At 64.6% G+C, this 8,871-nt stretch carries 21 protein-coding genes and 1 pseudogene; 10 read left to right on the top strand and 12 right to left on the bottom strand.

Translation table 11 applies throughout. The features are described from left to right. The 4 genes from MKL09_RS29710 to MKL09_RS29695 form a co-directional block, all read right to left on the bottom strand. A partial coding sequence (locus MKL09_RS29710; protein ID WP_244025554.1) for a hypothetical protein occupies nt 1-207 on the bottom strand: 207 nt, incomplete at its 3' end. 31 nt (nt 208-238) lie between these two features. Next, the gene (locus MKL09_RS29705; RefSeq protein ID WP_244025553.1) at nt 239-499 is read right to left on the bottom strand and encodes a hypothetical protein; all 261 of its coding nucleotides are present in this window, start codon (nt 497-499) and stop codon (nt 239-241) included. Then, a complete protein-coding gene (locus MKL09_RS29700) occupies nt 496-681 on the bottom strand; it encodes a hypothetical protein (RefSeq protein WP_244025552.1) in 186 nt (61 codons plus the stop codon). The genes MKL09_RS29705 and MKL09_RS29700 overlap by 4 nt, the downstream gene beginning before the upstream one ends. Beyond that, complete coding sequence (locus tag MKL09_RS29695) at nt 678-1,097, bottom strand: DUF5681 domain-containing protein (RefSeq protein ID WP_244025551.1); 420 nt, start codon at nt 1,095-1,097, stop codon at nt 678-680. Before MKL09_RS29695 ends, MKL09_RS29700 begins: the two co-directional genes overlap by 4 nt. Nucleotides 1,098-1,333: 236 nt before the next feature. On the opposite strand from MKL09_RS29695, the gene MKL09_RS29690 reads away from it, so the two are divergent. The 5 genes from MKL09_RS29690 to MKL09_RS29670 all read left to right on the top strand — a co-directional run bounded on the left by MKL09_RS29690 (nt 1,334) and on the right by MKL09_RS29670 (nt 3,445). Further along, nucleotides 1,334-1,684: a hypothetical protein gene (locus tag MKL09_RS29690; RefSeq protein ID WP_244025550.1), complete on the top strand. Its 351-nt coding sequence runs from the start codon at nt 1,334-1,336 to the stop codon at nt 1,682-1,684. Nucleotides 1,685-1,768: 84 nt separating this feature from the next. Beyond that, a complete protein-coding gene (locus tag MKL09_RS29685) occupies nt 1,769-2,020 on the top strand; it encodes a PilZ domain-containing protein (RefSeq protein ID WP_244025549.1) in 252 nt (83 codons plus the stop codon). A 118-nt stretch (nt 2,021-2,138) separates the two neighbouring features. After that, nucleotides 2,139-2,399, top strand: a complete 261-nt coding sequence (locus tag MKL09_RS29680) for a hypothetical protein (RefSeq protein WP_244025548.1) — start codon at nt 2,139-2,141, stop codon at nt 2,397-2,399. A gap of 32 nt (nt 2,400-2,431) precedes the next feature. Next, the gene (locus MKL09_RS29675; RefSeq protein WP_244025547.1) at nt 2,432-2,647 is read left to right on the top strand and encodes a hypothetical protein; all 216 of its coding nucleotides are present in this window, start codon (nt 2,432-2,434) and stop codon (nt 2,645-2,647) included. 357 nt (nt 2,648-3,004) lie between these two features. Then, nucleotides 3,005-3,445: a hypothetical protein gene (locus MKL09_RS29670; RefSeq protein ID WP_244025546.1), complete on the top strand. Its 441-nt coding sequence runs from the start codon at nt 3,005-3,007 to the stop codon at nt 3,443-3,445. 16 nt (nt 3,446-3,461) lie between these two features. Here the strand turns inward: MKL09_RS29670 and MKL09_RS29665 are convergent, their stop codons facing one another. The 3 genes from MKL09_RS29665 to MKL09_RS29655 all read right to left on the bottom strand — a co-directional run bounded on the left by MKL09_RS29665 (nt 3,462) and on the right by MKL09_RS29655 (nt 5,049). Further along, entirely contained in the window at nt 3,462-3,743 is a 282-nt protein-coding gene (locus MKL09_RS29665) for a hypothetical protein (RefSeq protein WP_244025545.1), read from the bottom strand. Between the two features lie 248 nt (nt 3,744-3,991). Next, on the bottom strand, nt 3,992-4,768 hold the full coding sequence (locus MKL09_RS29660) for a hypothetical protein (RefSeq protein WP_244025544.1): 777 nt from the start codon (nt 4,766-4,768) through the stop codon (nt 3,992-3,994). Continuing rightward, the gene (locus tag MKL09_RS29655; RefSeq protein ID WP_244025543.1) at nt 4,765-5,049 is read right to left on the bottom strand and encodes a hypothetical protein; all 285 of its coding nucleotides are present in this window, start codon (nt 5,047-5,049) and stop codon (nt 4,765-4,767) included. Before MKL09_RS29655 ends, MKL09_RS29660 begins: the two co-directional genes overlap by 4 nt. A 157-nt stretch (nt 5,050-5,206) precedes the next feature. Between MKL09_RS29655 and MKL09_RS29650 the strand changes: the two genes are divergently transcribed. Both MKL09_RS29650 and MKL09_RS29645 read left to right on the top strand, forming a co-directional pair. Continuing rightward, the gene (locus tag MKL09_RS29650; protein ID WP_244025542.1) at nt 5,207-5,455 is read left to right on the top strand and encodes a hypothetical protein; all 249 of its coding nucleotides are present in this window, start codon (nt 5,207-5,209) and stop codon (nt 5,453-5,455) included. An 11-nt stretch (nt 5,456-5,466) separates the two neighbouring features. After that, nucleotides 5,467-5,754, top strand: a complete 288-nt coding sequence (locus MKL09_RS29645; RefSeq protein ID WP_244025541.1) for a hypothetical protein — start codon at nt 5,467-5,469, stop codon at nt 5,752-5,754. A 16-nt stretch (nt 5,755-5,770) separates the two neighbouring features. On the opposite strand, the gene MKL09_RS29640 is transcribed toward MKL09_RS29645, so the two are convergent. Then, complete coding sequence (locus MKL09_RS29640; protein ID WP_244025540.1) at nt 5,771-6,082, bottom strand: hypothetical protein; 312 nt, start codon at nt 6,080-6,082, stop codon at nt 5,771-5,773. A gap of 12 nt (nt 6,083-6,094) precedes the next feature. Continuing rightward, the gene (locus MKL09_RS29635) at nt 6,095-6,334 is read right to left on the bottom strand and encodes a hypothetical protein (protein ID WP_244025539.1); all 240 of its coding nucleotides are present in this window, start codon (nt 6,332-6,334) and stop codon (nt 6,095-6,097) included. A 240-nt stretch (nt 6,335-6,574) separates the two neighbouring features. Here MKL09_RS29635 and MKL09_RS29630 point away from each other — a divergent pair, with 240 nt between their 5' ends. Together MKL09_RS29630 and MKL09_RS29625 are read left to right on the top strand one after the other, a co-directional pair. After that, the gene (locus MKL09_RS29630; RefSeq protein WP_244025538.1) at nt 6,575-6,832 is read left to right on the top strand and encodes a hypothetical protein; all 258 of its coding nucleotides are present in this window, start codon (nt 6,575-6,577) and stop codon (nt 6,830-6,832) included. Between the two features lie 542 nt (nt 6,833-7,374). After that, complete coding sequence (locus MKL09_RS29625; protein ID WP_167367914.1) at nt 7,375-7,551, top strand: hypothetical protein; 177 nt, start codon at nt 7,375-7,377, stop codon at nt 7,549-7,551. Nucleotides 7,552-7,661: 110 nt separating this feature from the next. On the opposite strand, the gene MKL09_RS29620 is transcribed toward MKL09_RS29625, so the two are convergent. Both MKL09_RS29620 and MKL09_RS29615 read right to left on the bottom strand, forming a co-directional pair. Continuing rightward, nucleotides 7,662-7,886: a hypothetical protein gene (locus MKL09_RS29620; protein WP_243945114.1), complete on the bottom strand. Its 225-nt coding sequence runs from the start codon at nt 7,884-7,886 to the stop codon at nt 7,662-7,664. An 88-nt stretch (nt 7,887-7,974) separates the two neighbouring features. Continuing rightward, nucleotides 7,975-8,151, bottom strand: coding sequence for a hypothetical protein (locus MKL09_RS29615; RefSeq protein WP_244025537.1), 177 nt, complete (start codon nt 8,149-8,151; stop codon nt 7,975-7,977). Nucleotides 8,152-8,222: 71 nt separating this feature from the next. Here MKL09_RS29615 and MKL09_RS29610 point away from each other — a divergent pair, with 71 nt between their 5' ends. After that, on the top strand, nt 8,223-8,648 hold the full coding sequence (locus MKL09_RS29610; RefSeq protein ID WP_244025536.1) for a hypothetical protein: 426 nt from the start codon (nt 8,223-8,225) through the stop codon (nt 8,646-8,648). Here the strand turns inward: MKL09_RS29610 and MKL09_RS29605 are convergent. After that, a pseudogene (locus MKL09_RS29605) lies at nt 8,639-8,871 on the bottom strand (transcriptional regulator); the annotation flags it as partial. The gene MKL09_RS29610 and the pseudogene MKL09_RS29605 sit on opposite strands and share 10 nt — an antisense overlap.

Genomic DNA, 8,871 nt, shown 5'->3' with positions numbered 1-8,871 from the left:
CACAGACATACCGGTCACCTGGTCATTCAGGATTTCCGCAATCTGCTGGGCATGGGCGTAGGTCACACTATCCCGTAGATCGAGGCCCAGCACCGCATCCCCAAAGGCGGAGATCGGCTCGCCTCTTGGTTCCAGGACGAGGCGAGGGCGCCCGTCAGCGTCCTCCTTCGCGATGAACCGATACTGGCCGCTCTCGGTCCTCGTCATCGTCACCGCCTCCAAGTCACTGGTTGGTCTATCACATCGCCTTCTCCCGCTGCTGCGCCTGCCAATCGGTGATGAACGCTTCGATTTGGCCAGCCATTTCTTTGTCGGCCGAGTGAGGGGATGCCTCGAGGCCTAGCACCATGGCGCCGAAGGACGGCCACTCTGTCACCATACCGTTCAGCCCGTCCACGATCTGTCGATCGAGCTCCGCGTCGGAAAGGCGGGCCAGGCCACTGAACCGGGGGCTGGCCTCAAGCCGGGCGATCTTTGCCTCGATCTCCTTGATCCTCATTGGATCATTCCCTCTCGGCGCAGCAGGCCGGCTGCCCATTCCTCGGTCGCCGGATCCGGCTCTTTCAGCCAGGTGATCAGGGCGTCCAGCTCCTGATCGGTGTAGCGGTCCGGCCCCGGCAGAAAGCCCGGGGTCTTCCGCTCCAGCCGCATGATGCGAGTCTCGATCTCTCGGATCCTCATGCTCCCTGTCCCTCCAGTGCGGCGAGGCGGCGGTGCAGGTCGGCCGCCGTGATCGCCTCAATGTGGGCAGATACCGCCTTACCGACATCGGCGGCCTCAGACGGGGTGATCTCGCCGGAGGACACGGCGCGCAGCAGCGCCTCGGTCGCCTTGGGCAGATCCTCGGCCGTCTCGATCACCGGCAGGTCGAAGGTGATGGAGCGGTCGCGCTTGGGCGACAGCAGACGGTCGAGGCACAGCTTCATGGCGCCGCCGTCGCCGGCCAGGGCCTGCTCGATGGCCTTGCGGGATAAGGCCTCGGCCTCGCCCTCGAAGATGGCTTCCAGGGCCAACGTGGAGCGGTTGCGAGAGCCGCGGGGGCGCCCGGCTGGGTTGCCGGACTGGCCTTCTACGAATGGTTTTCCGTCACCCGGCATGGTCGGATCTCAGCGGTGGGCGTGGCTGTAAACAACAGACAAGAAACAGCCACGGCAGCGGGTTCGTCTGAATAGATAGCACCGGCTATGAGATTTCACGATAGGCATTCGGCTGACAGACATCCAGTCCCAAGCACCAACGGTAAGAGTTAAGCGCATCATGGTCAGCGCAACGGCCGAGCCTGTCGCAGCCGCCTACGCTAATTCGTCATCGACAGACGTGAACGGCGCCGATCATGCCGCGTACCCCCAGCACAGATAGCCTTCCGTCTACGCTTGCCATCGGATTGCAGCCTTGGATCAACGTCGTTGAGACGGCGACCATCGGCATGGGCGAACACCTGTCCGCGGCGGCCGCGAACTCCTCCTCCGGCATTCGGCGACGGATCGTACCGACGCCCCTGCTGGATCACGCACTCGTACAGACTCGGATGGCGACCGACATCCTAGCGGTCGCGCTGGATGAACGGCGAGCGGACGTTGAACGTCTGCGTGCAGACGCCTTGGCGGCACTCAGTGAACTGATCGTGTGGCTTCAAGAGGCGAAGCCTAATGCGGTCACGGGAGAATTGGGGCTCGGCTGGTAGACGGAGCCGGCATCGGCTCCACGCCGGCTATTGCGCAACCTTTCAGGTCTATTCTCGGCGCCAATCATCGCTGAGAGCTGCTCGATGTCCGCTCTTCCCGCTCGTTCCGCACGCAGCCCTGTCTCGAAGGCCGCGGTCATCTCGCATGGCGGATGGATGGCCGGGTGCACCATCGTCGACATCTCGGTCAGCGGCGCGCGGCTGCTGGTGTCCCGGCCCGAGGCGGTACCGGATCAGTTCGAGCTGGCCACCGACCTATCTGGAGGTTCGCGTCGGTGCCGTGCGGTGTGGCGCGAGGGCGGGCAAATCGGTGTCGAGTTCGTTGATTGGGTTTGAGCCGGGATCACCACGGCCAACGCCGCCATTAACAAAATGATCTAAACCTAACATTAGATAAAGCGCCTGATTTTCGCATGTCCAAAATGCTCTGGGAAATTCAGATCAAGCGGCATTCATGAACAATCAACCGCAAATTCCAACGGATTTTTGGACCGAGCTTGAGCGCAAAGTGTCATCCAATGTCGATGATGCCCTTAACACAGATGAAGTTCCGCGCGAGCTGCTGATCTCATATCTACGCGATCTTGAGATCATGGCGCGGACCGCCTGTGACCGCAGGCAGACCGTCCAGATTATCGCCTCTGCCCGCAGTGTCCTGGGAGACCGGACGGCGGTCGAGCCGCAGGGTCGGCCGTTCACATACGCCATCACATGAGCGGATGGGAGTTCGGGCCAACGGGCTATGTCATGACCGAGCAGGTGCTCGCAGTTCTGATGGCCTCCGCCTTCACCTTCGGCTGCGCGCTGATCCAGATAGCCAGACGGCATGCTCAAGCTTTGACGGCAATCCTGCTACTCGTCGTGCTCAGCCTTGGTCCGTTCGTGGGTCTCGTCGCCCTGGTACAGAAGGCGGAGCCAAGCATCCAAGCCGAGAAGCCTGTAGCCGTTCACAGGCTCCGTTAGACCATGGCTGTGCTCGCTTGGGCCAGCATGACCTTGGCCTTCCTGGCGCCCGTACCGCCGATGCACGAGTGGACGGAGGAGCCAAAGCGTCCCACTCTCGGTGCCGTAAATTGGTTCTTGTTGTCCCTGTGTGGCGGCCTTGCCCTGCTGGTGGCGGCCTCGCCTATTCTCACAGCCGTCAGTTCGTCGCACGCTTACGATGCTTTCCGAACGCGCTGTGAAGTCGAGGGTGGGACCATTCTTTATATCTGGCAGGGATCGCGTCCCTAAACCTGTAATCACCAAGGTCCGAGGCGGGGCTGAGCGACGCTCCGGCACGGATTATCAAGCTACGGATGGCATGCAGACGAGGTGATAATGCAGGATCGCATCGTGCCAGACGACGCTGCTCCGCTCATGATCTCGTTCTCCGACGGTTCGCACATCGAGCAAATCGGTGTCAAAACGATGCCGCGCGCGCACGAGACTGGTAATCTCCCCCCGATCCTCGCCATAGCCCTGTGGCCTTGGATCGATATCGTCGAGACCGCGACGGGTAGGATGGGCGATACGGTACGGCTGACGGCAGAGAACACGGTGGCGAACCTGCGCCGCCGGGTTGTGACGACATCGCCACTAGAGGCGGCGATAGAGGATGCGCTGGTGGCCTCCGATGCATTTGCGCAGGACCTCGATCGACGTGGTTTGTTCCAATCCGATATGAGGCCAGAAGCGCTGATCGCCCTGAACGCCCTGCTCTGGTGGCTGGGAAGCGCAAAGCCCGCCGAGCGGACGAAGGAGATCGGACTCGGCTGGTAGGCGCGCTCGTGGGGCGTCATGGCCGAGCCCTCCCGCCAGGACGTGGCAACAGATCGGCCCAGGCGGCACGGATGATGGCGATCCTGGTGTCGGCACGGTCTGGGTCGGCAGCTACAACCGCGTCCGCCAGTGCGTCGAGGGCTGCGAGACCCCCGATGTTGTCGGCCTCAATGCCCTTGCGGCGCAGGGCGCTACGAAAGGCGGCAGCAGCCGGGGCATTCGGGCCGTAGCGCTCGATGCTCTGCACGAGGGTGAGAATGCTGGCGACGGTCGGCGGATCGGGGAGGGCGGCGATCATGGCTGTGACCTCCTGATTGCGCCGACGGTGGTAGGCGAGACGCCTGCTAGGCGGGCAATCTCGCGGTCCGGAAGCTCCTGGCCGAGCAGCGAGAGCACGTCGCGGCGCTTGTCGGCATTAGTCCGGCGCAAGGGAGGTGGTGAAGCGCCACCCCCTTTAGCGTGTTCAGATTGGACAGGCGCAGGTTTACCCCTCAAATCTGAGGCATGAGAGGGGTGGGCAGACTGTGCCTCCCCTTTCTGTCCATTTTAGACGGGCTGGGGCTCGGCGTCTTGGTCGCGGAGCCGCTGGGCCATGCGCTCGATGTCGGCGCGGAGGGCGGTGAGGCGGACGCGCTGCTTGTCCTCGCACGGCGACCCGAGCGCGTTTAACCATTCCAGCCAGGACATGCGGGCGCGGAGGTCATTGAGTCCTGCGGCCGGCATCGTGTCCAACAGCCGCTCGACCAGAACCAGACGGAAGGAAACCTCTTCGGCGTGGTCGCCGCATCCAGTCCCTCGTGCCTCCCGGTCGCGCCCGAGCTTGTCCCAGAACATAAATTCGGTCCACGCATGCTGGACGGTAGCCGGCATGGGGTAGGCGCCAGCAATGGCGGCCACGATCTCAGGATCCGGATCGTCCCGAGATGTGACGTAGTTCCAGTTGCGGAGGCCGTATCCGTCATCTGGGCGGAACGGGGCGGCCGCCTCGGAAAACGCCCGCTCCCAATCACCGGGCTCAAATACCGCCGCCTCAGATCCGTACTCGGCCAGCACTTCCTGCCAGCGCACGGCACGCTCGCGGTCCTGCTCGGCCTTCTGCTCCCTGAAATACGGAGTGTCGAAGAAGTCGGCCATGTTGACGGTGCGGCTCGCGACGATCGTCACCGGCGGGGCGTCCAACTTGGACACGGCCTGATCAACCGTCATCCCAGCCTTGTTGGCGAGCGCCTTCATCCGGGCTGCGGCCGATGCTTTCTCGCCCGGGTTGGTGGTGCTGTCGTGCAGCGCTCGCACCTTGGCGAAGGTCTCCAGACCGGCCGTCATGCTGCGCTCCCCGGGATGGTCCATTCGGCGTGCTGCAGGGCGCGCAGGGCAGACACCGCCACCTTGTCGGCCTGCCGGCGACCCTCGCCCATGTGCGGGAACGTGGAGAGCGTCACGGTGCCGATGGGTTCGGGTCCGACCGCGGACAGGCGCAACGGCATGTGCGCGCCCTCGTTCGTGTCGAGCATCAGCACTAGGATCAGCCCGGCGGCGAAGCCGTAGCTGTGCACCTTGCGCAGGCGCTCAACCGGCAGGGCGGGGAGGGTGATCAGGTCGCCCATGGCGGCGCTCCGGTCAGGTTCCGCGGTCGAAGGGGCCGTCCCATACGTACACTTGATGACCGTCGGCAGATGACTGCGCTTGGCTCTGATCTGTGTGAATGCGCGCGCGCTCGACCCAATGCAGCCTGTCCAACTCGGGCCGCAGGAGTACGGGCGTATGCAATCTCCTACCGAGATGGTCGTTCCGCGTTCGCTCATGGTCGAGCTCATCGACCTGTTGGGCGAATTTCCCTCTGAACGAAACCGGCGCCAGGCCGAGGTGTTCGGGATCCGCTTAGCGGATCTGGAACGCAGAGCGCGCACGCAAGGGGCGGCTTGCGAGACGGTGGCGGCGATCCAAGGCGTTCGCGTGCTGTTCGATTTGGCCGAACTGCCGCCCCTGCCGGCGTCTAAAGCGAACTCATGACGGCCGCTCCTGTGTCGACCAACCTGCACACGCTGGCCGTGAATTTGGCAGCGATGCAGCGTCTGCTTGGTCGCCGAACCGCCGACGGAACGATCGTGCCAGCCGATCCGGCCCTGATCGAAGCGGCGGTTACGGCCGGACGCGCGCAAGTGGCGGGCATCAGGACGCTGCTGAGGGACATACCGCATGATCCGATGGACCCATGGCGGGGATCCGTCGACGAGCTGATTGCTGCAGTTGGCGAACTCGACGGCTTGCTCGACAGGCTTGAGCGGATGCTGAGCCAGATGGGCAGTTGATCGGACGGCGCTCATCTCAAGTTCCCTCCGGTACCGGTAGCAGGCCGGCCCACGCGGTGGTGAGGATGGTCTCGCGCGCATCGGCCTGGGCTGGATCGGCGGCGCGGATCCGGGCGAGCATGTCGGCGAACGCCGCCGGGCCGCCGGCCTTGGCGAGTTCGCGCCCCTTGCGGGCCAGAGCGGTACGGAAGGCCAGAGCTGCAGGCGCTCTAGGATCGTGGCGCTCGATGCCCGAGAGCAGCACCAGGATAGAGGAGGCGACCTGATCGGGTGAGGAATCCTCAGCCCGGACCGCTGCGCGGCGGGCGGTGGTTCTAGCGCTCGGCATGGGCTCTCCAGGTCAGTCGGTGCGATAGAGGCGGGCGAACGACGCCAGCGCGTGCCGGCGGTCTAGCGCTGCGACGGCGGCCGGCAGGTGCGCGAGATCCTGCTCGGCGAGGCGCAGCTCACGGGCGAGGGCATCGCCCCGAGGCCCGGTGGTCAAATGGACGATGGCCCGCATCGACCGCAGTTGGGCGAGCCGCTCGGCAGGGTCGAGGTCGGGTCGGAACGGCCCCCAGGCGTCGGCAGCGGGGATCACCGGGCGCCCCTATCCCCGGGGTGATAGGGGTTTGACGGATTAGAGGTGTTCGTTTTGGCCGCTACACGCAAACTGTCATGTGTGTGTGCGCTTGCGGGCGCGGGCACACCCGCAACATGCAGGTGCAAATTGACCCTGACAGTTCCTCGCGTTGGGATGAAACAAACCCCTAAAAGGCCTGAAACCCCTATCTCTGGCGCGCGCATCAGAACACCGGTTCCGAAGAGGCCCGATATTCGGGTGCAACCCGGTCGCCGGGGAAGGCGTCAGCCGCAGCAGGAGGCCAGCCCCTACGCCCAGATCGGCAACGCCCTCAAGAGCATCGCCGGCGGCCAGCAGAAGCAGGGGCAGGGACAGAAGGTCGGTGGGACGACCGGAGGCGAAGCGCCGGGCGGCCGGCCGATCTCGCTGCAGCAGGCACGGGCCATGTTCGACCCAGGCAAGTTCTACGGGATGCTGCGGAACGCCGGGGTGAGAGGTCAGGCGCGGGGATCGTAGGTCTGGGCCGTGCTGCGCGGGCATAGGCTCAAGACGGAGGGCGCAACGTCGAGTAACGAGGTCCCATGAGGCGGCCATGACCGGTGCCGAACCGGGACCGAACAGGGGCGCGGAGGCGGGATTATTCCGCCTACAGACCAAGGCACCCGTAGTCACGGGTCGTGCCGGGCGAGCCGATCCGCACTGGGGTGCACAGGTGTGCAGAGAACATCTCCGAGCCTTCCCGAACAGGTACGAACGTCCGAGAGCGTCGGCGCTGTTTCGAGCTGCGCCGCGGTGTTTCGATCGGCTTCGGCTTGAGGGCGCGGACCACGGCGATATGGGTCCCGGCGCCTTCAGTGGGTGTGGTGTGATGCCTTCGAGGTACTGAGCTATTCGTAAGCTTGTGGTGCGTCGCGAGACGGCTGGGCACGGCAAGATGCGGTAAGCCACGGGTTCGCAAACCTGATTGCCAATCGTGCAGGATCTGCGACCTTGGGGGATGATGCCGGGCGAGTCATTGGTCCGCACGACGTGCCGGTGTCACTGGGAGCGGCATACCGATGACCGAGACCGACAAGCCTCATGGCGTGAGCGTGGTGCCGCCTACGGTGCCGATCCGGAACGTCAACGTACCTGACCCGACGGCAGGCAGCGAGCCTGAGAGCAAAGACGTTGTACAGGATGCCGAGAGCAAGCCCGACGATCCAGACAAGGCTGCCAAGGATGGCCTGGCCTAGCTAGCTTAAGGCACAGATCGCGGACGGGACGGCAGTGCAGGTGACCGGCCGCACCGTTTGATTGAAACCAGCCCCGCTGTTTTACAGCTGCGGGGCTGCCATGTCCGAGATCACATGCGGGAGCGGCGCATGTGATGACGCCGGTGACGGGTCATGTGTCGCCGTCCCATCATGCCGGTCTGGCCTCCCATCCGCTTCTGAGAGGAGCTCTTTACGCTGCCCGGGTTGTTCATGTTGCCTTCGGCGCTACCGCCGCCAGCAGGTGTCTGCGCCATTGCTGCTCCTACCAGCGCGACAGAGAGCGCGGCAGCAAGAGCGATTGTCTTGATCGACATGGACATTCCTCCAGGCCGATCGGTTCGATCAACCCGGGAGCAAACAGCCCCACGGTCGGTATCGTTCAGGCTCCCGCCATGATTGAAGTTACAGATCCTGACGGCGTCGCAACCGCAGCGCCAGGATCGGCGCGCCAGGCCAGAACGCGAGGCTCAGCACCGCGATCGGCATGATCGGGCGGCCCTTCCACCACACAATGATCACCGGCACGAACAGGCCTAGGATCGCAATGGTGAGGAGCGCCCAGAATTCGAGGTCGGACATGTCCATGAGCGGTAGGTAGGGGCGCCCTACGGCTACGCTTTCTTCACGCTGGGTGGCACAGTGCCACCACCATGCCGATCCGGCCCGAGCACCGCTTCTTCTACCCGATCGACTGGCGCGAGCTGTCGATGGCGATCCGCTTCGGCCGGGCGCAGGGCCGCTGTGAGAGCTGCGGTCGCCCGCACGGGCGAATAGTCTACCACCTCGGCGATGGCCGTTGGTGGGACGCCGAGGCCAGCCGCTGGCGCGACGGATGGGGACGCCGGATCCGGATCAGGTCGGGTACCGACATCCTCGGCCGCGCCCGCAGGACCCATGTCGTCCTGGCCGCAGCCCATCGCGATCACGACACCTCGAACAACGCCGACGCTAACCTCGTGGCCTTCTGCCAGCGCTGCCACATGATCCACGACCGGCCGGAGCATCGGCGCCGGCGCTGGCACACGCTGTTCCAGCGCAAGGCGATGGGCGACCTGTTCGGTGGGCCCTATGCCTGACCAGCACGCTTTCGTTGTATCGTAGCGGCGGCCTTCACGATGGAGAGGACGCTATCGCGTGTGGTCTCGTCGGCGATACCCATGAACGCGAGGACGAGTTCCACCACCTTCGGGTCATTGGAGACGGCCGGGACAACGGCCTCCTGGTCGTCGTTTCCCTGAGAGCTGGCAAAAAACGTCTCGACCGGCACCTTGAGCTGATCGGCGATCCTCTGCAGCCGGC

The sequence above is a fragment of the Methylobacterium sp. J-048 genome (genome assembly GCF_022829515.1).
GTDB lineage: Bacteria > Pseudomonadota > Alphaproteobacteria > Rhizobiales > Beijerinckiaceae > Methylobacterium.
This window is presented reverse-complemented; position numbering and strand designations above follow the sequence as displayed.

Coding starts and splice junctions, on each gene's coding strand:
- MKL09_RS29625 (WP_167367914.1), top strand. CDS start 7,375: ATGACCGAGACCGACAAGCCTCATGGCGTGAGCGTGGTGCCGCCTACG.
- MKL09_RS29615 (WP_244025537.1), bottom strand. CDS start 8,151: ATGTCCGACCTCGAATTCTGGGCGCTCCTCACCATTGCGATCCTAGGC.
- MKL09_RS29665 (WP_244025545.1), bottom strand. CDS start 3,743: ATGATCGCCGCCCTCCCCGATCCGCCGACCGTCGCCAGCATTCTCACC.
- MKL09_RS29700 (WP_244025552.1), bottom strand. CDS start 681: ATGAGGATCCGAGAGATCGAGACTCGCATCATGCGGCTGGAGCGGAAG.
- MKL09_RS29650 (WP_244025542.1), top strand. CDS start 5,207: ATGCAATCTCCTACCGAGATGGTCGTTCCGCGTTCGCTCATGGTCGAG.
- MKL09_RS29670 (WP_244025546.1), top strand. CDS start 3,005: ATGCAGGATCGCATCGTGCCAGACGACGCTGCTCCGCTCATGATCTCG.
- MKL09_RS29610 (WP_244025536.1), top strand. CDS start 8,223: ATGCCGATCCGGCCCGAGCACCGCTTCTTCTACCCGATCGACTGGCGC.
- MKL09_RS29705 (WP_244025553.1), bottom strand. CDS start 499: ATGAGGATCAAGGAGATCGAGGCAAAGATCGCCCGGCTTGAGGCCAGC.
- MKL09_RS29655 (WP_244025543.1), bottom strand. CDS start 5,049: ATGGGCGACCTGATCACCCTCCCCGCCCTGCCGGTTGAGCGCCTGCGC.
- MKL09_RS29695 (WP_244025551.1), bottom strand. CDS start 1,097: ATGCCGGGTGACGGAAAACCATTCGTAGAAGGCCAGTCCGGCAACCCA.
- MKL09_RS29685 (WP_244025549.1), top strand. CDS start 1,769: ATGTCCGCTCTTCCCGCTCGTTCCGCACGCAGCCCTGTCTCGAAGGCC.
- MKL09_RS29675 (WP_244025547.1), top strand. CDS start 2,432: ATGACCGAGCAGGTGCTCGCAGTTCTGATGGCCTCCGCCTTCACCTTC.
- MKL09_RS29660 (WP_244025544.1), bottom strand. CDS start 4,768: ATGACGGCCGGTCTGGAGACCTTCGCCAAGGTGCGAGCGCTGCACGAC.
- MKL09_RS29680 (WP_244025548.1), top strand. CDS start 2,139: ATGAACAATCAACCGCAAATTCCAACGGATTTTTGGACCGAGCTTGAG.
- MKL09_RS29690 (WP_244025550.1), top strand. CDS start 1,334: ATGCCGCGTACCCCCAGCACAGATAGCCTTCCGTCTACGCTTGCCATC.
- MKL09_RS29640 (WP_244025540.1), bottom strand. CDS start 6,082: ATGCCGAGCGCTAGAACCACCGCCCGCCGCGCAGCGGTCCGGGCTGAG.
- MKL09_RS29620 (WP_243945114.1), bottom strand. CDS start 7,886: ATGTCGATCAAGACAATCGCTCTTGCTGCCGCGCTCTCTGTCGCGCTG.